25 protein-coding genes and 1 riboswitch are annotated in these 24,897 nt (G+C 56.3%); of the genes, 14 read left to right on the forward strand and 11 right to left on the reverse strand.

Annotated features, from left to right (window positions below; translation table 11 throughout):
• Window positions 1-241: 241 nt before the first annotated feature.
• The 3 genes from P0120_24675 to P0120_24685 all read right to left on the reverse strand — a co-directional run bounded on the left by P0120_24675 (window position 242) and on the right by P0120_24685 (window position 2,026).
• Window positions 242-1,027: a methyltransferase domain-containing protein gene (locus tag P0120_24675; GenBank protein MDF0677505.1), complete on the reverse strand. Its 786-nt coding sequence runs from the start codon at window positions 1,025-1,027 to the stop codon at window positions 242-244.
• Between the two features lie 167 nt (window positions 1,028-1,194).
• Entirely contained in the window at window positions 1,195-1,461 is a 267-nt protein-coding gene (locus tag P0120_24680; GenBank protein ID MDF0677506.1) for a zf-HC2 domain-containing protein, read from the reverse strand.
• Between the two features lie 16 nt (window positions 1,462-1,477).
• On the reverse strand, window positions 1,478-2,026 hold the full coding sequence (locus P0120_24685) for a sigma-70 family RNA polymerase sigma factor (protein MDF0677507.1): 549 nt from the start codon (window positions 2,024-2,026) through the stop codon (window positions 1,478-1,480).
• 347 nt (window positions 2,027-2,373) lie between these two features.
• Between P0120_24685 and P0120_24690 the strand changes: the two genes are divergently transcribed.
• Window positions 2,374-2,514, forward strand: a complete 141-nt coding sequence (locus P0120_24690) for a hypothetical protein (GenBank protein ID MDF0677508.1) — start codon at window positions 2,374-2,376, stop codon at window positions 2,512-2,514.
• Between the two features lie 272 nt (window positions 2,515-2,786).
• Here P0120_24690 and P0120_24695 read toward each other — a convergent pair whose 3' ends face one another.
• Window positions 2,787-3,227 carry a response regulator gene (locus P0120_24695; GenBank protein MDF0677509.1) on the reverse strand — a complete coding sequence of 147 codons (441 nt, stop codon included), beginning with the start codon at window positions 3,225-3,227 and terminating at the stop codon, window positions 2,787-2,789.
• Window positions 3,228-3,918: 691 nt separating this feature from the next.
• Window positions 3,919-5,316, reverse strand: a complete 1,398-nt coding sequence (locus P0120_24700) for a Do family serine endopeptidase (protein MDF0677510.1) — start codon at window positions 5,314-5,316, stop codon at window positions 3,919-3,921.
• Between the two features lie 581 nt (window positions 5,317-5,897).
• Here P0120_24700 and atpD point away from each other — a divergent pair.
• The 9 genes from atpD (at window position 5,898) to P0120_24745 (ending at window position 13,012) form a co-directional block, all read left to right on the forward strand.
• The gene (atpD, locus tag P0120_24705) at window positions 5,898-7,292 is read left to right on the forward strand and encodes a F0F1 ATP synthase subunit beta (protein MDF0677511.1); all 1,395 of its coding nucleotides are present in this window, start codon (window positions 5,898-5,900) and stop codon (window positions 7,290-7,292) included.
• Window positions 7,289-7,699, forward strand: coding sequence for a hypothetical protein (locus P0120_24710; protein MDF0677512.1), 411 nt, complete (start codon window positions 7,289-7,291; stop codon window positions 7,697-7,699). Before atpD ends, P0120_24710 begins: the two co-directional genes overlap by 4 nt.
• Window positions 7,696-7,965 carry an AtpZ/AtpI family protein gene (locus P0120_24715; protein ID MDF0677513.1) on the forward strand — a complete coding sequence of 90 codons (270 nt, stop codon included), beginning with the start codon at window positions 7,696-7,698 and terminating at the stop codon, window positions 7,963-7,965. The genes P0120_24710 and P0120_24715 overlap by 4 nt, the downstream gene beginning before the upstream one ends.
• Window positions 7,966-7,968: 3 nt before the next feature.
• Complete coding sequence (locus tag P0120_24720) at window positions 7,969-8,655, forward strand: F0F1 ATP synthase subunit A (protein ID MDF0677514.1); 687 nt, start codon at window positions 7,969-7,971, stop codon at window positions 8,653-8,655.
• A gap of 4 nt (window positions 8,656-8,659) precedes the next feature.
• A complete protein-coding gene (locus tag P0120_24725) occupies window positions 8,660-8,926 on the forward strand; it encodes a F0F1 ATP synthase subunit C (GenBank protein ID MDF0677515.1) in 267 nt (88 codons plus the stop codon).
• A 58-nt stretch (window positions 8,927-8,984) separates the two neighbouring features.
• On the forward strand, window positions 8,985-9,749 hold the full coding sequence (locus tag P0120_24730; protein ID MDF0677516.1) for a F0F1 ATP synthase subunit delta: 765 nt from the start codon (window positions 8,985-8,987) through the stop codon (window positions 9,747-9,749).
• Entirely contained in the window at window positions 9,739-11,211 is a 1,473-nt protein-coding gene (locus P0120_24735; GenBank protein MDF0677517.1) for a F0F1 ATP synthase subunit alpha, read from the forward strand. Before P0120_24730 ends, P0120_24735 begins: the two co-directional genes overlap by 11 nt.
• Entirely contained in the window at window positions 11,208-12,056 is an 849-nt protein-coding gene (locus P0120_24740) for a F0F1 ATP synthase subunit gamma (GenBank protein MDF0677518.1), read from the forward strand. The genes P0120_24735 and P0120_24740 overlap by 4 nt, the downstream gene beginning before the upstream one ends.
• Window positions 12,057-12,277: 221 nt before the next feature.
• The gene (locus P0120_24745; protein ID MDF0677519.1) at window positions 12,278-13,012 is read left to right on the forward strand and encodes a hypothetical protein; all 735 of its coding nucleotides are present in this window, start codon (window positions 12,278-12,280) and stop codon (window positions 13,010-13,012) included.
• A 158-nt stretch (window positions 13,013-13,170) separates the two neighbouring features.
• On the opposite strand, the gene P0120_24750 is transcribed toward P0120_24745, so the two are convergent.
• The 6 genes from P0120_24750 to P0120_24775 all read right to left on the reverse strand — a co-directional run bounded on the left by P0120_24750 (window position 13,171) and on the right by P0120_24775 (window position 17,530).
• Window positions 13,171-13,560, reverse strand: a complete 390-nt coding sequence (locus tag P0120_24750) for a carboxymuconolactone decarboxylase family protein (protein MDF0677520.1) — start codon at window positions 13,558-13,560, stop codon at window positions 13,171-13,173.
• 47 nt (window positions 13,561-13,607) lie between these two features.
• A complete protein-coding gene (locus tag P0120_24755; GenBank protein MDF0677521.1) occupies window positions 13,608-13,961 on the reverse strand; it encodes a cation transporter in 354 nt (117 codons plus the stop codon).
• Between the two features lie 98 nt (window positions 13,962-14,059).
• Window positions 14,060-14,470 carry a mercuric transporter MerT family protein gene (locus P0120_24760; GenBank protein ID MDF0677522.1) on the reverse strand — a complete coding sequence of 137 codons (411 nt, stop codon included), beginning with the start codon at window positions 14,468-14,470 and terminating at the stop codon, window positions 14,060-14,062.
• A gap of 72 nt (window positions 14,471-14,542) precedes the next feature.
• Complete coding sequence (locus P0120_24765; GenBank protein MDF0677523.1) at window positions 14,543-14,872, reverse strand: YnfA family protein; 330 nt, start codon at window positions 14,870-14,872, stop codon at window positions 14,543-14,545.
• Window positions 14,873-14,916: 44 nt separating this feature from the next.
• Window positions 14,917-16,116: an MFS transporter gene (locus tag P0120_24770; protein ID MDF0677524.1), complete on the reverse strand. Its 1,200-nt coding sequence runs from the start codon at window positions 16,114-16,116 to the stop codon at window positions 14,917-14,919.
• 208 nt (window positions 16,117-16,324) lie between these two features.
• Window positions 16,325-17,530, reverse strand: coding sequence for a cation:proton antiporter (locus P0120_24775; GenBank protein ID MDF0677525.1), 1,206 nt, complete (start codon window positions 17,528-17,530; stop codon window positions 16,325-16,327).
• A gap of 85 nt (window positions 17,531-17,615) precedes the next feature.
• Window positions 17,616-17,680: riboswitch (Fluoride riboswitch) on the reverse strand.
• A gap of 949 nt (window positions 17,681-18,629) precedes the next feature.
• Between P0120_24775 and P0120_24780 the strand changes: the two genes are divergently transcribed.
• The 4 genes from P0120_24780 to P0120_24795 all read left to right on the forward strand — a co-directional run.
• Window positions 18,630-21,077, forward strand: a complete 2,448-nt coding sequence (locus P0120_24780) for a DUF1929 domain-containing protein (protein ID MDF0677526.1) — start codon at window positions 18,630-18,632, stop codon at window positions 21,075-21,077.
• Between the two features lie 20 nt (window positions 21,078-21,097).
• Window positions 21,098-21,430 (forward strand): hypothetical protein, encoded by a 333-nt coding sequence (locus P0120_24785; GenBank protein MDF0677527.1) that lies wholly within the window; start codon window positions 21,098-21,100, stop codon window positions 21,428-21,430.
• A 208-nt stretch (window positions 21,431-21,638) separates the two neighbouring features.
• Window positions 21,639-24,095 (forward strand): hypothetical protein, encoded by a 2,457-nt coding sequence (locus tag P0120_24790; protein ID MDF0677528.1) that lies wholly within the window; start codon window positions 21,639-21,641, stop codon window positions 24,093-24,095.
• A 95-nt stretch (window positions 24,096-24,190) separates the two neighbouring features.
• Window positions 24,191-24,897, forward strand: a 707-nt coding sequence (locus P0120_24795; GenBank protein ID MDF0677529.1) for a GMC family oxidoreductase N-terminal domain-containing protein, incomplete at its 3' end; no start/stop codon positions are given.

The following is a 24,897-nucleotide window of genomic DNA, read 5'->3' on the forward strand; positions in this document are numbered from 1 at the left end:
GTCCCATCACCGCAACCGAGATCCAGGACTTTCAACCCCTTCCTGACGCCGAGGCTCTCCACGAGCTCTTCTCCACTTTCACGCATGCTGGCCGCAATCCGAGTAAAGTCGCCCTTTTCCCACAGTGTTTGATTTGGATTCATGGGAGAGTCTCCTTTCTTGAGTGACATGGTGGATGTGGCATTCTGAGCCGCCGCCCTTTCCTTATTGCAAAGACAAGAAAGCGCCACGCGGCCATGCGTCAAGACGGCTTGCTTCCTGTGATCACAACAGTCTTTGCCCCGTACTTCATCGCTACCTCTCGGGTATCGGCCTCCGAGCTCTCGGAAAAGTAGTCCAACGCCCCGATCACGGTGACATGCTTGAGGCCGGCCGCACGGAACAACGCAAGGTAATCTTCTTCTTGCACAGCGCCAACAATACACTCCGCCCAGAGCTGCGGATCGTTCCTGGATTCAGGCCTGATCGGCTTGCCCAACACGATGTCCGCGATCTGAATTCGGCCACCAGGACGGAGGACGCGAAAGATCTCGCCAAAGGCCGTCGGTTTATCTGGGACGAGATTCAAGACACCATTGCTGGTAACACTATCGATAGAGGCATCGGGCAGGGCGATCTTCTCTGCGTTCCCCTTCAGAAACTCAACGTGAGATACTCCCATCTTTTTGGCATTCGTTCTGGCCTTTGACAGCATCGCATCGGTCATATCCAGCCCATAGACCTTTCCTCTTGGACCAACCAACGTGGAAGCGATCAAAGCATCTGTGCCGGATCCAGACCCGATGTCCAAGACTCGATCGCCCTGTTGAATGGCGCCGACTGCGAACGGGTAGCCGACGCCGGCAAACGATTCGACGGCCGTCTCGGGAATCGCGTCCAGCTGTACGCTCGGATATCCGACGAACAGGCAGGCCGGGCGTCCGGTCGGGAAATGGAATTGTCGGCCCGGATGGTTCGCAACATCGGTATACATCTCGGACACCGCTTTGAAAATCGACTCCTTTTTTTCTCCGACAAATGCAACCATGGCTCGTCTCCTTTTCTATGGCTTACTCGGAAATCAGTCAATTGAATAACCCGGACAAATTCAATCGATCCGGACGAGGTTGCCCTCCACAACCCGCCCACAATGATGCATCCTGAGTGATATTCGCATAACAGCTTTGGCCGCCGGCATGCGGTCCCGGCGTGTGATCATGGCGTTTCTCTCTTCTGTTTGGTTGTGAACTGGTCAAAGAGGATCTTGATCCGCTTCTCAAATGAGGATCGCATCGTTCCCCGACCCGCCTCTCGAAGACGGGTTTTCAACGATTGCTCAAACTCCGCCCGCGAGAAACAGGTCCGGCAGATCTCGATGTGACGTTCCACCTCACGTCGTTTGATCGCTCCAGCCTCCTGGTCCAAATAGGCCAGCAGGTGCTTTAAGGCTTCTTCACATCCAATAGTCTTTACCTTTTTCATCAATCTCCTCGTGTCATCATGTAGACTTAATCAGTCCAGCGTCTTTGCCGTGTTCCCAAAGGGCTTTCTGGAGCAACCCGCGTCCTCTGGCCAGCCGTGAACGGACGGTTCCTACGGGGACCCTGAGGATCTCGGATATCTCTTGGTACGAAAATCCCTCCATATCGGATAGGACGATCACCATTCGGAAGGCCTCTGGAAGAGTATCCACTGCCTTTTCAATGTCTTGAGAAAGCAGTTTGTTGAGAAAGTCCTTCTCTGGGTTTCCCCACCACAGAAGGAACGGCTGGTGGAGTTCTTCAAAGAGCGAGAAAGCAGTCTCAACATCGGATGGATGTTCTTGGAATGTTTCGGCCTGAGGGCGGACCGCTTGTTTGCGACAGCCGCTGATGAACGTATTTGTCAGGATCCGGAAGATCCAGGACCGAAATTTCTCCGGATCCTTGAGAGACCGTCGGGAAGCCCAGGCTTTGGCAACAGCCTCGGCCACCAGATCCTCCGCATCCTCCCTGTTTTTCGCCAACCGAAGCGCTGCGCCATAGAGCCGATCCAAAAGGTCAGCCACCTTCCCTTCAAAGAAGTGGCGGTCATCTGTTATTTCCAACCTTAGGCCTCTGTTCAATTCAGTGGTCATTCTTGACCTTGATCCAGGACCCTAAAATTAGCCCTTTTGACCACTAAGACGTCTGCGGTGGGAAAAAGTTCCCACCCCCTGTTCTTGTCCCTAGTGGGGAGGCATGGTCCGCCAAGTGAAGAGCTGAGCGTTATCCATAGCTTCGGCTTCGCTGTGATGATTACAGATCTCGAGGTGTCTCACAACTCACTGTTGCTGAATCTGGTCAGCTTCAACGTGGGGGGTGGAAATGAGCCAACTCGCCATCGCACTCGTCTGGTTTACGGAACGAGCGTTCGATGTTCAGCTGGTTCCGATCCAGCAGAATCTGGGAAGAGTTTTATAATAGTGTCGTCGCGCGGAATCGAATCCGTGAACCGCGAGAGTTTCTGGATGCCGTGAAAGATCGGCTTCGCCGGCTAGGCAAGCTCCGTGGCTGAGTGTTCCATTGCTTTTTCCCGCTCGGCGCGCCACGAATTGGAAGTACTCATCCCTCCGTCATTCACCGCATCCTCTCAAAGATCGAAGCCCTTGCAGTCCACCCACGCCCACCGGGTATGCATAAATTGATTGGTGAGAAACCTCTGTGGCGGATTTGTAGCGGATATTACACGCTCATCGTAACCGATCCGATGATACGCATGGGTGACTCTCCTTGTCATCAACACGCCTCATCTTCCATGAGTCCACCCGCCTACTGGGTACCCGTTGTTCACAGCGCCCAGCATCGTTCGGCTTCGAGCATGTGGGACTGCATCTCGACCTGACTAGATCGAGAATCAGCCCTGTGTGTGATGGCCTCGGAAAGAACATGGATCAATTTCTCGGTATCGACTGGTTTGGGCAGATAGGCGAAGGCACCCTGGGCCATCAACGGCCAAACGATACCGGGCAGATCACCGCCCATGAGAATGACCGGCAGCTTCGGCCACACCAGGTGACATTGCCGGAGGAGGTCGAGGCCATCGAGGTACGGCATATGTAGGTCGGTGATCACAGCATCGAAATGACGTTGGTGTAGGTTCCTCAAAGCTTGCAAGCCATCCGCGACCGCCACCACCGCAAAGTAGTGCGACTCCAGTTGATCTACCAGAAGGCGGCCGATCTGTTCTTCATCGTCAACCACTAATACGCGCTTACCGTATCCCAGCATCCTGTGCTCCTTGCGTTTGAAACGACCCCAGAGACCTCGATGTGAGGCCGGGGTAGAGGCAAAGGGAGGGTCGGCCTCCACCCCGCACTCGGTCCGAGCTGAGAAGCTGGAAGCCCGGACCTTGACCATCACTGGAACTCCGTCGAGGCGACAGAGTCAGAGCAGCTGTCCTGCATCGAGGACTTGCTCATGGCTGGGGTACCTCAGGACCTGTTCAATTTCCACGGTCGCATGACCGGTGACCTGTGCGAGGTAGCTGTCCTGCGTCCAATGGCACTCCCTCAGAAACACGAGCAAGAAACAGGCCGTTCATACTCGTTCCTGTGAAGTCACTATAAGAAGCAGCTTGGAACAGATCTGCGAGGTCTCGTGATGCACCTTGTGACCATGGCAGTCATGTCCTCAGCCCATCGAAGCCTCCAATCGCTCTACTTTTAAGACGGAGCGAGAGGGGGAAAGGTTACAGGCGATCTGGGTGTGAATGAATGATCGGAGCAGAGACAATCTACTCTCTGATTCGATCGAAGGTCTGTAACCTTTTGACCAACCGTATCGTCTTGATACAGCAAGCCAGCATCCTTTTCATGAGGATGCCTCGGGTAGGGCCGAACCGCTACTATCCTACAGGAAGCATGTCTCTAGAGACATTGCCGCATACGGCGTGAGGACGTGGAGGCAGGTCGACAGATCACTATTCTCCCTGAATCGGGATATACATGACGTTGCCCTGACGGTTCACGAGCAGGAGGGCGAGGTCGGTGGGTTTAAGGGGATCGGCGAGACGTTGGAGTACCGCAAAACTGTTCACATGCTGTCGGTTCATTTCCAGCACGACGTCACCCGGTTGCAAACCGGAGGTTTCGGCTAAGCTGCCTTCTTCAATATCCGTTACCACAACGCCGGTATTCACGGGCAAATCCAGCTGCCGTGCTAAAGGGACAGTGACGTCATCAAAGACGACGCCTGCAAGCGGATGGACGGTCGATACAGCCGACGATGCAATTTGACTTTTCTTCGCACGTTCACGCGGCGCTTCTTGAATGACGAGATCGGCTTGATACTGCTTCCCATCCCGGATGAGATCCAAGCGATGTTTACTTCCGATCGGCGATTGCGCCACCAGGTTTCGCAATTGACCGCTGTCCATGATGTCTCGCCCGTCGAAACGCACCACCACATCGCCTCGCTTCAGCCCCGCTCGTTCCGCCGTCCCTCTGGATTGCACATCCGTGACGATCGCGCCCTTGACATCCGGCAAGCGAAAAATTTTCCCCAGTGGGGGAGTCACGTCCTGCGTCGAGGCTCCCAGAAATCCTCGCACCACACGACCAGTCCTCAGAAGACTTTGCATGGCGGCACGGGCCATGTTGCTGGGAATCGCAAACCCGACTCCAACGCTGCCGCCGGTCGGACTCGCGATCGCTGTATTGATCCCGATCAGCTCGCCCTGAATATTGACGAGCGCTCCCCCTGAATTCCCAGGATTGATCGGAGCATCGGTCTGGATAAAGTCTTCGAAGTCCGCCACACCGACATCCGCGCGCCCCACCGCGCTCACGATGCCGAACGTGACGGTGCGGCTCAATCCCAGCGGGTTGCCGATGGCGAGCACGAAGTCGCCGACGGCCAGATGGCTCGAATCCCCCCAGACCGCTGACGGCAGATTCGAGGCGTGAATCTTCACCACCGCCACATCGGTCTTTGGATCCGTCGCGACCACCTTTCCCTTGTATTGGCGACGATCCGCCAGGATCACTTCCACATCGACGGCATCAGCTACCACATGGTTATTCGTGATGATATAGCCGTCCGGCGTGACAATCACGCCCGACCCCTGGCCATATTGTCGACGGGTCGGCGGCTCCTTGAACAGACCGAACGGCAAGGCTTCGTCGCTGAAGGCCTGATCGCGCACCATCACGGTGGATGCGATACTCACCACCGCCGGAATGACCTTATTGGCAGTGCCCTTGACTTGACTCTGCAAATCGTGGCCGTTGGCCGTCGGAATCTGTTGAGTACCGGCCAGCCCCAAACCCGGAACCATCAAACCGACGAAGATTCCCCAAGCAACGATTTGCATCACCATACCCCGCCTGCTTTCCATCAATGGTCCTCTCATGCGGGACGGCGTTCTGAAATCATCGAAATACCGTGCGCCAGCCTATCATGTGGATAACGGCGCACGCATGCATAATTCGACATGACGTAAGCTACGTCCAGCAGGCGAATGCTTCTCCCGCACCCATTCTGCGTCTTCTGCGAACAGGATAGTACCTGCCCTTAGGCAGCGTGTAAATACTGTGCCGACCTTCGTGTCAAGCACAAGCCTTTTCACTGCTGATTCAACGCGGTCGCCAGTCAATTGGGGCGCAAGCGTACCATTGTGCTACGATGATCGTCGACTTTTCTTACTTTAGAACAGGCTGCTATCCAAGAGGTACGCGATGACACACAAGTATTGCAGGTGATCATTCGTTCACCAGACTGCTTGCTCGAAGGAGTCTTGCTCGAATGTCCAGGCATGTCCTGGAGCCAGACCTTTTTAGAGATCGGCCGCATGAGTCAGAGCGAGCAAATGCGGCTCGGCTTGAAGAGGTCGGCTAATATGAGATAACAACGATAACCACATGCAAGCCGGACACTTCTTTCCAAGCAGCGAAGGCTGAGATGGTAACGACAGCACCGTATCCAGCTGAGAATACAATCGGCACCATCGCCGCCGTCCATGGACCGGTGGTCGACATCGCCTGCGATCACTTACCTCCTCTTCACCGGGCCCTCTATTCTGCGCTCGACAACGAGCGATATATCTTTGAGGTCTACCAACACCTCGACGAATGTCATGTACGAGCGATTACTCTTCATAGCACGGGTGGATTACAGAGGGGGATGCAGGTGTTTGATACAGGCGCCCCATTACAGGTGCCGGTGTCACCGGACTGTCTCGGCCGACTATTGAACGTCTTCGGCGAACCACTGGATAGTGGAGCGGCTCTCAGCACTGAGCAGTTTCGCAATATCCTCGGGCAACCGGTGCCGCTCCATCAGACGATCAGCGCGAGCGGCATTCTCGAAACCGGCATCAAAGTCATTGATTTACTCTGTCCCTTTGTCAGGGGCGGAAAAACGGGGTTGTTCGGCGGAGCAGGAATCGGCAAGACGGTCCTGATTACCGAGTTTATGCATGCAATTGTGAATATGCATCAGGGCGTGTCCGTCTTCGCCGGCGTCGGGGAACGTATCCGAGAGGGACACGAACTCTGGCATGAGATGCAGCAGGCAGGAGTCATGGCCCACACCCTGATGGTATTCGGCCAAATGGACGAATCCCCGGGTGTGCGATTTCGTGTCGGCCTCGCGGCGTTGAGCTATGCCGAATACTTGAGAGATACTCTGGGCAAGGAGGTATTGTTTTTGATCGATAATGTGTTCCGTTTTGTCCAGGCCGGGAGCGAAATTTCAGGACTGCTGGGACGGATGCCGGCCACCGTCGGCTATCAGCCGACCCTAATGAGCGAAGTGGCTGAACTTCAGGATCGCATCATTTCCACGACGAAAGGGGCAATCACGTCTGTGCAGGCGATTTACGTGCCCGCAGACGACATGACCGATCCCGCCGTTACCAGCATTCTCAATCATCTTGATACCAGCGTGATTCTCACACGCTCTCAGGCTAGCAAAGGGTTCTATCCGGCCGTCGATCCCCTCCAGTCCAGCAGCAAACTCATGGATCGACATTTTCTGGGCGATCGACACTACTCAGTGGCCGAGGGCGTACGCGAGCACCTCGCGCGGTACCGCGAATTGGAGGACGTCATCAGCATGCTGGGGTTGGAGGAGCTGTCCGAACTGGACCGTCGCATTGTAATGCGCGCCCGCAAACTGCAGCGCTATCTCACGCAGCCGTTTCACGTCACGTCCGCCTTCACCGACATCAAGGGCGCATCGGTGCCGCTGGAGGCAATTCTTCAAGACTGTGAAGCCTTTCTCCGCGGCGAGTTCGATGGGATATCAGAAGACCACTGTTATATGCGAGGCTCAATGCAGGAGACCCGGCAATGACGCCGTTCGCCCTGTACCTGCAAAGCGCGACCCAATACGAACGTATTGAGCGCGTGACCATGTTCGTGGGCGAGGATGCCTCCGGCAGCTTCGGGATCATGGCAGGCCACCATCGCATGATGACGCCGCTTCAGTTCGGCTTGGCGCGCTTCCGCACGGACGATAGCGGCTGGCAATTCCTCGCCCTGCCCGGAGGGTTGCTGTACTTCGTCAATAACGAGCTGTTTCTTAACACAAGACGGTACCTGCGCAGCCCGGACTGCGCCCGAATGACCCAGGCTCTGGAGGAACAGTTAGGCGTGGAAGAGGCTGCTTTGCGGGAGCTCAAAGAGAGTTTCCATCGCCTTGAAGAACAAATGTTCAGGAGACTGTGGAGTCTGGGCCGCGGTCGAGAGCCGTACACATGAATAACCACGATGAGTTGAAACAGCGCGTATCGAAACAGGTCTCTCGCAGGCAGCAGGCCGATAAGGATCGACCGACTCTGCTGGCACAAACAGCTTACCTCGGGACGCTGGGGCTCCTCTTTGTGGTGCCGGTCATTGTAGGAGCCTATCTCGGCCGTTGGCTGGATGGGCTCGTTGAAGGCTACTCGCTGCGATGGACTCTCAGCTTGATCATCATCGGGGCCGCCGCGGGAGCGTTCAACGTGTATCGCCTTATCAAGGAATAGCGCATGCGCGGAGGAGAAGCGGCTGGCACAGCCTTTCAGATCGGGCCGATCCATATCACGCATTCGATCGTGATCACATGGGGGATCATACTGATACTGGCACTCTTCTCCTGGGCTGTCACTCGCCGCCTATGTCGTGAGCCCGGCCCGATGCAAGCCGCGGTGGAAGGTGCTCTAGGAGCCATCGATGATGCCATCCGCTCGGTGTTGCCTGATCATGCAGAACGAATTTTCCCCTTCATTGCCACGTTATGGATTTTCATCATTCTGGCCAATCTCATCGGTCTCATCCCCGGCATCCATGCGCCGACCAGCGATCTGTCGGTGACGGCGGCATTGGCTATCCTCGTGTTCTTGTCCGTCCACTGGTTCGGCATCGGCATCGAAGGGATCAAGCAGTACTTCCGTCATTATCTCGCGCCGTCGCCCTTACTGTTGCCGTTTCATATCATTAGCGAGATTTCACGGACCCTGACCTTAGCCGTACGCCTCTTCGGAAACATGATGAGTCTGCAGATGGCGGCATTATTGGTGTTGCTGGTAGCTGGATTCCTGGCTCCGATTCCGCTCTTGATGCTCCATATCGTTGAAGCCCTGATCCAAGCCTATATTTTCGGCATGCTGGCATTGATCTATCTCGCCGGCGCAATCCAGACACGAGCGCTCCATTCACCATTAGAAAAAGGATGACCTTATGCGAGACATGGCCTGGTTTGCAGTCTTGTCCACCGTATCCGCCGCTCTGGCAATTGCGATCGGCACCCTGGGACCCGCCATCGCCATGGGACGGGCGATCACGCAAGCGTTGGAGGCCCTGGCGCGGCAGCCGGAAGCGGAAAAGGCGATCACACGGACTCTCTTTATCGGTTTGGCCATGATCGAGTCACTGGCCATCTACTGTCTGGTGATCGTGCTCATCATTCTGTTCAGAAATCCGTTGCTGGAGTATCTACTGAAATGATCGAGAATGGTCCGGCATACCGGAGCAGCGCGAGGCGGTAAACCGAAAAAGGCGAAACGTGGAATTGGATTGGACAACGTTTGCGCTAGAAATCGTTAACTTTCTGGTGCTGGTCTGGATTCTCAAGCGGCTGCTCTATAGACCTATCCTGAAGGTCATTGCCGAGCGCAAGGCCGAGATCCAGAAAACGGTCTCTGACGCGGAAACCCTGCGAAATGAAGCACGAGCCTTGCGGGAACAGTATGAGAATCGGCTGGTGGAATGGAACCGGAACAAAGAAACGGTTCGGAACCGGATGGTGGAAGAGGTGCAGGCCGAGAAGGTTCGGCTTTTGGCCGAGCTCCGGACCTCGCTTGAACAGGAACGCGACAAGGCCGGGGCGTTGGAAGAACGACGATTGGCTGACCTGACACGACAAGCGGAAGATGCTGCCATTGCTCAGGCGGGACAATTTGCCGCCCGGCTGCTCGCACGACTCGCGAGTGCTGAACTCGAGGCCAACCTGGTGGAACTCCTACTCGAAGATCTGGGTCGGATTTCCGATGATCGACGGCAAGCCATTCGAACAGCCTGTGCGAAAGCTGATGTGCCAGCCGTCGTCACCAGCGCCTATCTTCTCAGCCAGTCGCAGCGGCAGTCTCTGCTGGAAGCCCTTCGGTCTTTACTTGGTCAGTCCATTTCCTGTGAGTGGCGCGAAGATCAGAGCTTGCTGGCCGGCATCCGTCTCAGCCTTGGTCCCTGGATGCTGGGAGTAAACCTGCAAGACGAATTGAAAGCCTTCTCTGAAATGACACAATCATCGCGTGCCACCCATGCTTCATAACTCGCGCTTTTCCCGTCAAACAGCCTGGCTCGAGCAATATCGTCTGGGCTTGCGCATCGTGGAGCAAGGCCGCGTCCGATCCCTCGGCGACGGGATCGTTTGGATCGAGGGACTCCCCTCCGCTGCCATTGAAGAAGTCCTCTTGCTTGAGGATGGCAGTCGTGCCCTCGTTTTCCATTTGGCCAAGGAACGCCTCGGTGCCATTCTTCTGATCCAAACGACCCGATTGACTGCGGGGAGGATCGCGCATCTCTCCGGTCAACGTCTGAGTCTCCCAGTCGGAGACCGGTTGGTCGGACGCGTGATCAATCCATTGGGTGATCCGCTGGATGGACAGTCCCCATTGGATTCTCCGAGCAGACGCGAACTGTTCACTCCTTCTCCTCCGATTGTGGCTCGGGACTTTGTCCATCGTCCCCTGTACACGGGAAGCAAGGTCGTCGACACCCTCATTCCCGTCGCAAAAGGGCAACGTCAGTTGATCATCGGGGATAATGGAATCGGCAAGCGCGCCTTCGCTCTGGACACGATCATCAACCAGCGTGGGAAAGACGTGCGATGCGTCTATGTGTCAATCGGTCAAAAGCGTTCGAGCCTCGTCAACACGATTGATACGTTAAAGACCTATGGTGCCCTGGAGTACACGGTCGTCGTTGCAGCTGAGGCAACTGCGCTGCCAGGGCTCAAGTACCTTGCTCCCTTCGCGGGATGCGCCTTGGCCGAAGAGTGGATGTGGCATGGCCACGACAGCCTTGTGGTCTACGACGATCTCACCACTCACGCGCAAACCTATCGGGAACTGTCGTTGTTATTGCGGCGCCCACCCGGGCGTGAAGCCTATCCGGGCGACATCTTCTTTCTTCATTCGCGATTGCTCGAACGGTCCACCTGCTTGGCGCCTTCATTGGGAGGCGGCAGCATGACGGCGCTGCCGATCGTCGAGACCACACAAGGGGAAATTGCTGCCTATATCCCGACCAACCTGATTTCCATCACCGATGGTCAAATCTACTTTGATACGCGACTCTTCGCCGCAGGCACGGTCCCCGCCATCGACGTCACCAGGTCGGTCTCGCGGATCGGTGGCAAGGGGCAGCATCCGCGAATCAAGGAGCAGGCTGGACGCATGAAACTGGACTTCCTGCAGTTCCTCGAACTGGAAGTCTTCACGCGGTTCGGAGCAAAATTGGAAGCGACGATGGAAGCCAAGATCAAACGAGGCCGCCTGTTGCGGGAGATCCTGAAACAAGATCGGCTCTCTCCGCAGCCCATCGAATTTCAACTGGCCTGGCTCACAGGATTCAATCGTGGCTTGTTCGACGACGTTCCGTTGGAGAGGATCGGACAGGTGCTGAGACGCATCGAGTCGCATCTGTCCCCGAGTCGCCTTACCCTCGACCATCGAGACGAGCAGTGGGCCGAGGCCGTGACAAGTTGGTTCAAAGAAGGCTCGGCCACATGAGCCGACGACAAGAACTCGACGATCGACTCCACGCGTTGCGTGACATCAGCGGGATTCTTTGTGCCATGAAGAACCTCGCCCTCATGGAGCGGCAAAAATTGGCCCGCTTTCTCTCAACCCAACGTCGAGTGGTGAACAGCATCGAGGCTGCTGCGGAGGATTTCTTCACGTTTTATCCCGAGGCCGGTCGCCGATTGGGCAAGGGCACGTCGGTGTGGCTGATCATCGGTTCAGAGCGGGGCTTTTGCGGAGACTACAATGAACAGCTGCGGGACGGCATGGAGCGGCACATCCGTGAGCGTTCACCGCACCAACCGTCTCTGATTCTCATTGGGCGGAAGCTTATCGCGAAACTTGCGCAGGACCGACGGGTCACGGCGTCGCTCGCCGGCCCGACCGTCGCCGAGGAAGTGCCCGTGGTTCTCATCGGACTGATGGAGAAGCTGAGGGAATTGCAGGCGCAGCAGAAACCCGGAGTCCGCTTGGAGTTCACGATCGTTCACCAGAGTCCCGTCTCAGAAGGGGGTGGGATACGCGTTCACGAACCGATGAAGCGTGCACGCCGGCCGGTTCGCGCAGGTTATCCGCCCTTGCTGAACCTCGATCCATTCGCCTTTGCGACAGACCTGATCGACCAGCACCTGTTCAGCCTCTTGCACGAGGTCTTTTACAGCTCATTGATGGCCGAGAATCTCCGTCGCTTCCAACACATGGACCAAGCCATTCAACGGTTGGAAAAGGACAGTGGGGAACTTGTCCTGAAACGGAACAACTTGCGCCAAGAGGAAATCACCGAAGAAATCGAAGTCATCATGCTGAGCGCGGCAGCGCTGAAGCAGCCATGACGATCCAATCGGAGCAAGTCGTTGGGCTCACAGCAAGAGGCGCTTGGTTGCAGCCGCTTCAGGCGCATAAATTGAGTTGTTCCGCAGCCTGCCAGCTCAACCTTTTTCACCACTGGGTCAACGTCACCTGCGGCATGTTGGGAAGCATGCCTGTCATTGTGTTACGCTGGTCGTCTATTCATTTCTCACTTTAGAATTGGGAGTTATCCAAGAGGTACACAATGACGCATCTCGCAAACCGTATTGCCGCTGTCCTGCTGACGGCATCAGGACTTCTTGTTTCCCCTGGGCATGCCGAAGAAGGCAAGTTTGGAACTCCCAAGGGAGATGAGGGCACCAGGATTTTCAAGGCTTCCGAACACCCGTTTTACAGCGGTGAGTTTCGCCTCAAGGGCGATCGGGCGATGCTCATCGGAAGTATGAGCGATACGACGCCCTGGGATCATCTGGACTATGAGGGCAAACACTTGAATGCAGCGAAAGGGACGATTGAGATCGAAGTGAACGAACTGACCAACAAGGGGCGAGTGGTGGCCGAGTTCGTCGAGGGAGCTGACCGGTATCGCATTGTCTTTGATCGATTTGCCGCGAAAGCTCCGTTCCAGGACGGAGGCATCGCCACCAGAATCTACGAACATGGAGATTCGAACAATGGCGATCCTCTATATCCGAAAACTTGGCTGTACTTGGGCGGCTGGGGCACCGCGACGATGTACAAGGATGACCAAGTACTCTACAAGGACTATGATGCCCACTTCATGGTGATGGAGCGCTCTCGCGATCCCAAGACCCACGCGGTCCGCTACCCGGTTAAACGCACCTTGCCTGGCGGCGAAACCGACCCGGCCGGGATGGAAATCGATCTGTGGGTGCGGTCCAAGGAACAAAACACAAACAACTTTCCACCCTTTGAAACCTTTGTCCATCTCTGTTGGGAAGAAGTGACCTGGCGATAGACCATGCGGTTTGCTCTCCAACACTCCTCCCAATTATTGCCAGGTCGGGCTCTGGGCCAAATCTGATGCCGTGACCTATTTCGATAATCTGAAGCTGCAGATCATACGCTGAGCAACATTCAACACCGACAAGGGCCTATGTCCGCACATACGGCGCCTCACTCTTTGGCTTCCTCGACCGCATGCTGACAACAAGCGGACCGCTCTTGACCTATCCGACCGTCCATACAGTCCTTATAAGCCGCAAAAGCCTTGAGAGCCCATTCTTCTCCGGGACAACCTTGCATCGTCATCGCGACTTCGAGGAATTCAACCAATTCATCCTGGGTGATCCCCTGGTGGTGGGCCATCAGGACGTAGGCTCGAATACAAGGCTCGCAGCGAATCGCGATCGAAATGGCCATGGCGGTAAGTAATTTGTACTTGGCTGCCACAGCTCCATCCCGATACGCTTGTTGCCGCATGCGCAACAGACCGCCGGTGACTAGAGGGCTCAGCTTCCGCAGTTCAGCAAACAGATTATTTGGCGCATTCGTCTCATGAGTCATGAAAACGCCTCCTTCAAGCTCCTAGCCCAAGAATGGATGATCGTTATCTATCTATCGCGCAACTGGGCTCGGTATTTCGACAATGGGTTGCCCGCTGCTTCGACGGCACTCATCAATGCTTCCACGTTCGTCTTCTGTGGATCAAACGTCACTGACGCACGGGCGTCTGAATAATCAGGGAACCAGATCCACTTCTTCCTCGTGCTGAGCCCAACCTCGCTGACCCCTGGCACCTTGGCCAGCGCGGCTTTGACATCCTTGACGCATCCCCCGCAGGTCATTCCATCGATCTGCAATGTGACGGTCTCCTGACGTTCATCTCCGGCGACAAGTTCTTGGAATCCGCTCAGACTCACGGTCACAACCGCGATTACGATCATCGTGCGAACGATTTTCCACATGGTTGGTTTCCTCCTCTTAATCGCCTCGCTTTCCTGAAAGAGAGAACGGCCGGACAAAAAATGACGCACAATACCCCACAGTCCGGCTTTACCGAAAATCATAGGCCCAACCAATAAGGCGCCAGAACCAGTGCCAAGCCCAACGACGCCATGATCCAAAGCCATGTCCGGTTCTGACCCTTCACACTTCCTCGCGTACACACTTCTCCTGATACAGATCGTGCCGACTCCGGCCTCCTATAAGCAACATAAAAGCCGCTGCCCAACAGAATTAGCGTCAGGCCGATGAAAGCCGGTCGATACGGCAGAAGTCCCTTCAAGACTCCAGCCGTACCGGCCAAGAAGCCTGTAGCTCCGACTCCCACACCAAGCGCTGCGAAGATCACCGGCCCGATGCAGCAGACAGAAGCCAGCAACGCTGCGCTCAATCCACCAATCGAAAGTATTGTCACGGAGTTGTTTGACGGTGTGGCTTCAGAAGTGGATTCGCGATATGGACACATGGCCATTACCTTCCTGATACGCCTCCAAGGTGATTTTCCGCAACCGGAATGCGTTCGGGATAATCGACTCCTTCTTCCTCATGTCCTGGGAGCATACATCATGACAATCATGCCGCCTAAACAGAGAATGGCTCCTATCGCGTCATAGACGTCAGGCCGATCCCCGTCGATACTCCAGCCCCATAACAGGGACAATACGATAAACATTCCGCCATAGGCGGCATACACACGGCCAAAATGGGCTGGTTGAAACGTCGGTATGATGCCGTAGAAAATAAGAATGGCCGCTCCTGCAATTCCGTATGCAATTGGCCGTCCCTCGCGGAACCAAAGCCACACAAGATACCCACCTCCAATTTCACACAATCCTGCGAGCACAAACAGTCCCAATGAACTAACGACAGACATTCTTGAGTCCTTTCCGAAGAAACCGATGATCACCGTGGAAACCTCTACTGCGGGCAGATTCCATCATTTGAAGACCCACCTTCCTTAACGGCAACCAGTGCAATCGCACAAGCGCCACACGTTGCCCCCACATAGAATGTGAACGGCGCGCCGAATTCTTCCCAGACGATACCAGCAAGCACGCTTGCGACAAGCATGGCTAACCCGCAGGCCAAGTTGAAGAAGCCGTATGCTGTCCCACGCAGATCCGTAGGTGAGGTATCAGCGATCATGGCCGCGAGCAAGCCTTGCGTCATCCCCATGTGTAGCCCCCACAAGATGACCCCCAAGATGACAATACCCCAGTGATCGTTGACGGCCAGGACCATATCAGCCGCGATTAAGACGATCAGGCCTGATACGAGCAACTTCGTATGGCTCATCGCATCGGAGAGCTTGCCGAACGGATAGGCCGATAATGCATAAACCAGATTCATCGTAACCATGACCAACGGGACAAGAGCGATAGGAATTCCCCCTTGCTGGGCACGGAGGACTAGAAACGCCTCGCTGAACCGCGCCAACGTGAACACCGATCCGATTCCTACCACCCACCAATAGGTGGAGGTGAGTCGTCGGAGATTAGCCCTTCGAATAGGGTTTGTCCTCGTCTCGGTTTGACGGCGCACAGGTTCCCGAACCCCGAACATCAGCAGCACCACAGCCAGCAATCCTGGGATGACGGCTACCCAGAAGACTGCCCTAAAATCGTTGGCCCAGATAAGCATCAACCCAACGGCCACCAATGGACCAACGAACGCGCCGACGGTATCCAGCGACTGCCGCAAGCCGAACGCTGCGCCTCGAAGATGCGGCGGCGTGATATCCGCCACCAAGGCATCGCGTGGAGCGCCACGCACACCCTTTCCGACACGATCCAGCAATCGCGCGGTCAATACCGTGTCTATTCCTGAAGCGAGCGCAAAGAGAGGCTTGGTGAATGCGCCCAAGGCGTAACCAAGCACCGTCAGCACCTTACGTTTTTCAAGATAGTCGCTTAGCGTGCCTGAGAATACTTTAACAACCAAAGCAAGGGATTCGGCCGATCCCTCGACAAGGCCGACGGCGATGGTGCTTGCACCGAGGGTCGTGACCATGAACAACGGCAGCAAGCTGTGAATCATTTCCGATGAGATGTCCATCAACATGCTGACGAAGCCCAGCACCCAGACGCCGGACGGGATGTGACTTGGTACGCGCTTCATCTGCGATCACATCAAATTCGAAAACCGGAGTGGAGAAGTCGATTATTCATCATTCCTGTAACGATCGCGGGTGTCGGAAGCGCCTAAATACTCTCATCAGCGAGAGATCCGGCTCCAGGCTTAAGCCCTGGAGCAAGGAAATGCAATTCATAAATCCTCGCAAAACCGGCGATTAAACATGTGATCCGGCATTGCGGTTTTTTGACTTCTAGCCCTCGTCGCTCAGGTCATTGATTCGCCTGGCGGTTTGTTTCGGTTGATCGGGTTTCGGCAAAAGATGGGTCGGAACACAAAACAGGCCTGCAATGACTGTGGGGACAACCGCGCTCGCGATGACCGCCGCTACGAGAAAAGAATACTGCTCTTGAGTAATCAATCCGTGCGCCAGGCCGTAGAGCGAAGAAATCGTTCCAAACGTCAGGCCGGTCGACATCAAGAGTGTGTAGTACCAGCGTTCCTTCCGATCCTGACGGAACAAGCTGATAAAGGGATAGAGGCCAAAAATCTTCGACGCGACTTTCCCCATGAGCAACCCGAGAAACACAAATGGAGCGGCAAGCAGAGCGGGCAGGGACACCAATGTGCCGGCGCGAAGAAAGTAAAAGGGCGTGAGGAATCCCACGGTCAGTGTTCGCAATCGACGAATCCAGTGCCGGTCTCTCGCGGCGCTTCCCGCGAGGACCATGCCGGCGAGATAGGCCGGCAACACCGCTTCACTCCCCGACCAGAACGCCAACGCGCCCAATCCGAAGAGAGTCAGCATAATCCATTTCGTTCTGATCGCAGCCGTACGATGCGCATAGTGCCGCGTCAGCCACGCGGTGATGTAGGGCAACGTCATCAGGGTCAGAATCATGCCCACGATAAATACAAGAGTCTTATAGGTAAACGGCGCAAAGAGCAGCCCGAGGGCGATCACCGTTCCCAGGTCCGTGACGAAACATGAGGCCAGAACTCCTTTGCCGAACTCTGTCTTATTGAAGCCGGTCTCCAGCATTACGGCATAGACCACCGCCATGGACGTTGTGGAGAGGGCGACGCCGCAGAGCCAACTGGCATTCGCATCCCAACCCAGAAGGTAATAGGCGACGGTGGCGCAGCCAAGGAACGGCGCAATGAATCCCACCAACCCGACCACCGTGACCTCGGCCAACTTCAGGCGAACGATATCAGGATCAAGCTCTGCACCGGCCAGGAAGGTGAGGACGACGGCACCGGAGGCGGCGAGAAATTTCACCCATTCCGAATCGGTTGCGAGCACATCGCCAAGGTTCAAGACATCGGCTGCCACAGCAGTGATCACTCCTACACAGATTTCCACTAATGCGATCGAGAGACGCAGGGAGGATGCAATGAGAGCGGAGGCAACGGCGAGGGCGAGCCACAGGGTTGCGGTGAGAAAGGTCGATTCCATTGATGAGTCCTCCGTTCCGGCCGAAGCACATGCCTCTGTGAGCCGGTCGCCACCGAACCGGCAACAATCCTACGGCTACGGCAGTGGTAGCGTAGGAGTCATCAGCCTGGCCGAGGCGGTTATACGGGGGACTCCATCCCCTGTGTAAGGGTAAGTATACTGGAAATGGTTACGGAAGGGGCGGATTATTGGGAGGACTAGACCGAGTGCTACAAGACGTGGTTGAAGCATGCGACAAACTTTCCAGAGAGGGACAGTAAATAAGTTCGCTTGTGGTTGAGTCGTGCTCGTCAGGAAGCCTGTACATGTTTCATGCTCTCATGTTGCTACCTCTGTCGAAGGTCCTGGAGTAAACATGAAAGACCCCGCCTCATGATGTTAAGTCTTCCTTAGCTCCATCCGCCGATAGAGCACGGGAAGCACGACCAACGTCAACACCGTGATCTCCGTGGCACGACGTTCGGCATTGGGGCCTCGGGTCATCAATCCATGATGGCAGATCAAACACTGCGCTGCTGTAGGCTCCCTTATGACGGCAGCATCGTAGGTTTCTCAACAAGATAGGTAATCATAGCCGATCAGACTCTCACGGCAACACACCAATCACACGTGTTCACGAAAGTCATAGAGACACACACGCATCTTTATGACACGCAGTTATTCCTACTGATATTGTTCATCTCCGCACAGGCCGCACTATTCTCGAAACGATATGAAAAAGAACGTGTATCAGAAAAGATACGTATTGTATCCAACAAGATACGCGTGAATCCGCACAGCCTACTCATTTCTTCACTAATCCATATGAAAAATTTAAGAAGGCCATTTCGCTAGGACGGAGGCATAGCAAATGCTTGAGCGATGGGGAAGACTAATAGGACGCGACGACCGTCCGATACCGACGGAACTTCGAGAGACTGATGCGATGTCACGACCCTAAAGGTGGTGGAGTCGCCGTTCGCGACTGAACGACTGGGACCACATGTGGCAACCAGTTCATACGGGTGGTGTCGGCCGTGCTTTGAGTCGGCCGTTTCACGAGAATCTGAGTCTTGCCGTACGAATCGTAACAGGTTCTGAGTGAACCAAGGAGTAGAAGATGCCAAACGGATTCACGAATGTGCCGGATTGGTTTCCATGGGAAAACGCCGGCGGCAATATTGCGATCGGTGATGTAGATGGCGACGGTCGCCAGGATCTTGTCGTTCTTATGGTGGACAACCCGCCCGCCAAGAACCGCGGCCTGTATCGAGTTGGCAAGCGTCTCGATGCTGCCGGCATCCCCACCGACGGTTGGGGACCATGGATTGATATTCCGGACTGGTTTTCCTTTGAAAATCAGGGCGCAGGACTCGCCTTGTGGGACTTGAACGGAAACGGTCAGCTCGATCTCGTGGCATTTATGATCGATGCGTCGCAAGGACAGAATCAGGCGTTCTATCGGGTCGGTCGATCACTGGACAACAACGGCAATGTCACCGGCGGCTGGACTGATTGGATAGGTATCCCAGACTGGTTCCCTTGGGAGAACCAGCATGGTGCCATCGCGATCAGTGATCTTGACGGCGATGGTCATCCGGAATTGATCGTCCTCATGATCGACAACCCCCAACAGCAGAACCAGGCCTATTATCGCATCGGGAAACGTCTCGATGCGGACGGGCGTGTCACCGCCGGCTGGACTGGTTGGCAGCTGGTGCCGGACTGGTTCTCTTGGGAAAACCAGGGTGCGGGTGTCGTGGTGGTCGATGGGAATCAGGCCGGCGATCACGATCTCGTCATTTTCCAGATTGACAACGCCCCTGGGCAGAACCAGGCGTTCTTCAAACGCGGTGCGCGGCTGCAGATCACTGGCGACGTCGACAGCTGGGGACCATGGATGGGTGTCCCCGGTTGGTTCTCTTGGGAGAATCAGGGCGGTGGTCTTACGGCAGCCAATCTCGGTGGACTTCGAAAGCTTATCGCGCTGAACATCGACAACCCGCCCCAGCAGAATGCCGGCCTGTACGAGGTCTTCGATCTGGATTCCGATCCGGCCCGCCAAGGAAAGTGGGAAGTACTGCCGTTCAAGTCCGGCGTCCTCGCCGTGCATGCAGCTCTGCTGCCCAAAGGAAAGGTGCTGTTTTTTGCCGGCTCTGGGAGCAGCGCTGTGCGGTTCTCGAGCCCGGACTTCGGCAACGAAGCGAAGGGCATCTTTACGAGCGTGGTGTGGGACCCGGCGGTACCACCTGGTTCCGGGGCGCCGAACTTCTCACATCCGACCACACTACGGACTCCTGACGGCAAAGTCTTCGATTTGTTCTGCGGCGGGGATGCGCTTCTGCCGGACGGCCGCATGCTGTCGGCTGGTGGAACCCTTGACTATAATCCGTTCAAAGGCCGCGCAGATGTCGCTGTCTTCGACCCCTTTAAAGAGACCTGGGCTTTCGTCAAAAAGATGCAGCATGGACGCTGGTACCCGACGCTCATAGCGATGGGTGATGGGCGGGTGCTGGCGACAACCGGTCTCAACGAAGCGGGGAACGGCCACAACCAGGCTGTGGAATTGTACTCTGCCGCGACCGATTCATGGCAGCCGCTGCACCTTCCGGCCGCTTTCCCAGGCCTTCCGCTGTACGCCCATCTCTTCTTGATGCAAGACGGTCGTGTCTTTTTCTCGGGCGGCCGGATGGACGACCCTCTGCAAGTCGAACCCTGCGTGCTGAATCTCTCACGGGACCCGATCGGTCTGACCTTCGTACCAGATCTACTCGATCCTGTGTTACGAAACCAGTCTGCCAGCGTGCTCCTCCCGCCCGCGCAAGATCAACTGGTGATGATCATGGGTGGCGGTCCCGTCGGCAAGCCGGATAAAACCGACGCAACCGGAATGGTGAGCATCGTAGATTTAAAAGTACCACACCCCGAGTATGTCGCAGCTGAGCCGATGTTGCTGCCACGGTTACACTTGAATGCCGTGCTCCTGCCGGACCGGACTGTGTTCGTCACTGGTGGATCACTCAAGCAAGAAGACAAGCCGCTCACTCGGCTCCAGGCTGAGACCTATGATCCGGCGACCGGGCAGTGGCAGTTGATGGCCGCTTCCACCATCCCACGTCTCTATCACTCGACAGCCCTGCTCTTGCCGGACGGCCGCGTTGTCGCCGCCGGCGGAAATCCAGAAGGCGGCCACTCGGTTACATGGGATCCGCCGGATCCGGAAGAGGAGATGCGCCTCGAAGTCTTCAGCCCGCCGTACCTCTTCAAAGGCCCGCGACCCACGATCGGCACTGTAATCACTGAATGGAACTATGGACAGCAGGTCTCGGTGCCGACGCCGCAGGCAGCTCAGATACGTTGGACCCATTTGGTCAGAGGCGGTGTGACTACGCATTCGTTCAACTGCGAACAGCGGCTTGTCGATCTCCCGATCGCGGCTCGCACGGCAACATCCTTGCGCGTGGCGGTGCCCGGCAACCGGAATCTCGCACCGCCTGGGTGGTACATGCTCTTCATTGTCGATACGGACGGCGTTCCTTCCGTGGCGACGTGGGTGCATCTGACCTAAACAGTGGAGGGGATCGTGCAATGAACCCCTTGGCGATCGTCAAGCTCACCTCGTTGATGGATCGCACCAGCGGGAGCCCAGACGTGAAGATCGGGCTCATCGACGGGCCTGTCGTTACCCAGCATCCCGATCTGGCAGGCGAACACCTCCGCGAGATTCCCGGCAAGAACGGCGCCACATGCACGCAGGCCAGCAGCGCGACCAGACCGAATTCTGCCCAGACATATTCAACCCAGTCTGCGGTTGCGGCGGCAAAACTTATGCGAATGAATGCGCGGCGGCATCTGCCGGAGTCTCCATCGACCACCTGGGCAATGCGGTGGCGGTGGTGGCGTACTTCAGTGATCATGTAGTCGCATGAAGGTTGGATCATGCGATAACGCCGCTAACCCACTTTATGGCCTGAACCTTTTGAAACACGAGGCTTTGAAGCGTAAGATTCTAGACGGAGAGGGCGGAAGGGCATGGTCATCGAGATCGATGCTTCATTCCCATTGCTCGCAGGACCGAGTGGGCGACGTCGTCGCGGCGGACGTAGGTATTCAACAGGAACAGGAGGTCATGATGCTCATTCAGAGAAGTATGACGAAGCGGGTGATTTTGAGCATTCTGGGGATGATCGCCCTGATCAGTTGCGCGACCCTCCAGCGCGGTCTGACGGGGAAGGTGATCGATGAAGCGCGAAGCGTAGCACGCGCCCCATCTTCATTCCTCGCGGCCGATGAGGATTATTTTCACGATATGGATGGCGGAGTCCCCCTCTCTCGTGAAGAAATCCAAGGCCGAAATACCTGGCTGGTCTGGACCGCGGGCAACGATCGGTTCTGGGATACGCTCGCCACCGCCAGCTTCGGCAACCTGGATTTCCTGAAGACGCTCTCGTCGCACCCGAGCCTCAAATTCAGCCGCCACAACCGCTGGCACTATCTCGGTCTGGTCAACGAACCCTGTTTCGAGAAGGCAAGAGGTCCCGACCCCGCTCATTATGGCCTATGGTTGGATCAGCGTCGCAGTGATTGTCCGTCCGACCCGTTCGCGAACGAGAAAAAATATCCCGGCGTGGCGATTGGGGCGCGCGGAAAAAACCTGCCGCTCGGCTCATACTATGGGGAACCGACCGGTATCGTCGGGTTGCGGCTCTTTCCGAATCCCGACTTCGACGAAGCCGCTGCGAAGAAATGGAACCCCACGCGTTACTACGAGGATCCCAGCTACTATTTGTCCAAAGACCTAGTGAAACCGTATCGTGTCGGGATGTCGTGCGCGTTCTGTCATGTCGGTCCCAATCCGGTCAAGCCGCCGGACGACCCAGAGCATCCCCAATGGAACAACCTAAGCTCCAATGTCGGAGCGCAGTATTTTTGGATCGATCGGATCTTTACCTGGGATGCCGACGAATCAAGCTTCCCGTTTCAGCTCTTTCACACCTCGCGTCCCGGGGCGCTCGACACTTCACTGGTCTCCACGGACTACATCAACAATCCACGAACGATGAACGCCGTCTATGCGTTGGCGCCTCGATTGCAGCAAGGGCAGCGCTGGGGGAAGGAAACACTGGCGGGCGGCGGCTTGGACAACAAGCAGTTCAACGACTATGTCGCGACCGGCCCGCTGACCCAATTTTTTCAATCGCCCAACGTCGTGTGGACGCCTCGTGTGCTTAAAGACGGCTCGGATTCCGTCGGTGCCCTGGGCGCGCTCAATCGTGTCTTCTTGAACATCGGCCTGTTCAGCGAAGAATGGCTCCTTCACTTCAAGCCTTTGGTCGGCGGACATCCGATCACGCCCATGCGGATTGCCGTCGCTCGCGACCATTCCGCCTATTGGCAAGCCACCGAGTCGCAGACTCCCAATCTGGCCTTGTTCTTTTTGAAGACCACCGACCCGCACAAATTGCGCGACGCTCCCGGAGGCGCCCAGCATCTCACCAGGGATACGACCCAACTGGCGCACGGCAAGGAAGTGTTTGCCGAGCGGTGCGCGCGATGTCACTCCAGTAAGCTGCCTACCCCGGCGATCGGGCTCGATCCCGGCGGCTGTGCAGGGTCCGGGTATTTGGGGTGCTGGCAGAAATACTGGGAATGGACGAAGACCGAAGAGTTTCAGCGAGAGATGAAGAAGATCGTCATGCGGGACGACTTCCTCGACAATAACTTTCTATCCACCGAAGTGCGTGTGCCGGTCACCTTGCTGGAAACCAACGCCTGTAGCCCGCTCGCGACAAACGCCATCGGCGAGAACATCTGGGACAATTTTTCTTCCCAATCCTATAAGGCTCTCCCCTCGGTAGGGACGATTACGGTCCACCATCCTCTCACCGGCGAGCCGAAGCCGTATGAGATGCCGGCCGACGGGCGCGGGTACACGCGGCCTGCCTCGTTGGTGAGCCTCTGGTCGACGGCGCCGTTTCTGTTGAACAACAGCGTCGGCCGATTCAATCCCAGCCCAAGCGTTGAGGCCCGGCTGCAATCCTTCCAATCCTCGATTGAGCAATTGCTCTGGCCGGAGAAGCGAGACAAGGATCCCATCTTCGGCGATAAGGTACCAGGCGTCATCGACCGCACGACGGCGACGAGTTATCTCCGGATCCCCAAGGGGTACTTGCCGGAGGTGCTCCAAGACCTGTCCTTGTTGGAGGAAGGACTCTTCCCTTCGATTTTTGAAAAGGGAGGCATTGAGATCGGACCGATTCCGGCCGGGACCCCGGTGAATCTGTTGTCGAACGTCAACCTGCTGCCGGAAGGCATGACGCTGACGGAGCGCATTGCGCATCAGAAAAAGCTGCTCAAGTTGTTGGTGCGAATTAAGAAGGACTTGAAGGCGATGCCGAGGGGCGCCACGGACGAGCAAGCCCGCCAGGTGTGGGACAATCTCGTTGAGCCGCTCCTGGAGTTCAACAAGTGCCCTGATTTCGTCGTGAACCGTGGCCATTATTTCGGTACGAGCCATTTCAAAGAGGAACCGGGTCTGTCGGACGACGACAAATATGCGTTGATCGAGTTTCTCAAGACGTTCTAACGCTGTGCTCACCTGTTGTTCTATGACGCGCCAGTTTTCGATCAGTTCATTTGTCATGGGAGGCACGGCGGGATGAAACAAGAAGAGGACGTCCGATGATGGATCCCAAGACCAGGCGTGATTTTCTGAGGCTGGCCGCGATGACCGGATTGACCTTGCCGCTCGACGGCTGCTTCCGTGCCTTTAAACAATGGGAGCGTGGGGCCATCCACTGTGCCACCCCGGCAGGGCCGGCCGATGGCGCGACGTTTGATTACATCGTGATTGGATCCGGTGCCGGTGGTGGGCCGGTCGCCGCCAACCTCGCGACAGCTGGGTTCCGGGTCGCGCTGCTCGAGGCTGGCGGCGATGAGACGAATCCGAACTACTCGGTGCCGATGTTTCATGGATTTGCCACCGAGGATGAGACGTTTCGCTGGGATTACTTTGTCAAACACTATGGAGATCCCGATCGACGCCGGCGTGACAGCAAGTACGTAGCGGAGCATGACGGGGTTCTGTATCCGAGAGCCGGGACGCTAGGCGGCTGTACCGCGCACAATGCGATGATCACGGTGTACCCGCACAATAGCGATTGGGACGGCATTGCGCAGGTGACCGGCGATGCGTCATGGGCCAGTGGGCCGATGCGCCGCTATTTCGAACGACTCGAACAGTCCCGTTACGTCCATGGGCTGATCGAAAAAGTGGAAAACCGAAGCCGGCATGGCTTCGCAGGTTGGCTCACGACGAGCATGGCAGACCCAACCCTGGTGATCAAGGATAAGCAGGTGCTCGATATGATCGCCTCGATGGTGGAAGG

The organism is Nitrospira sp. (genome assembly GCA_029194675.1).
GTDB lineage: Bacteria > Nitrospirota > Nitrospiria > Nitrospirales > Nitrospiraceae > Nitrospira_D.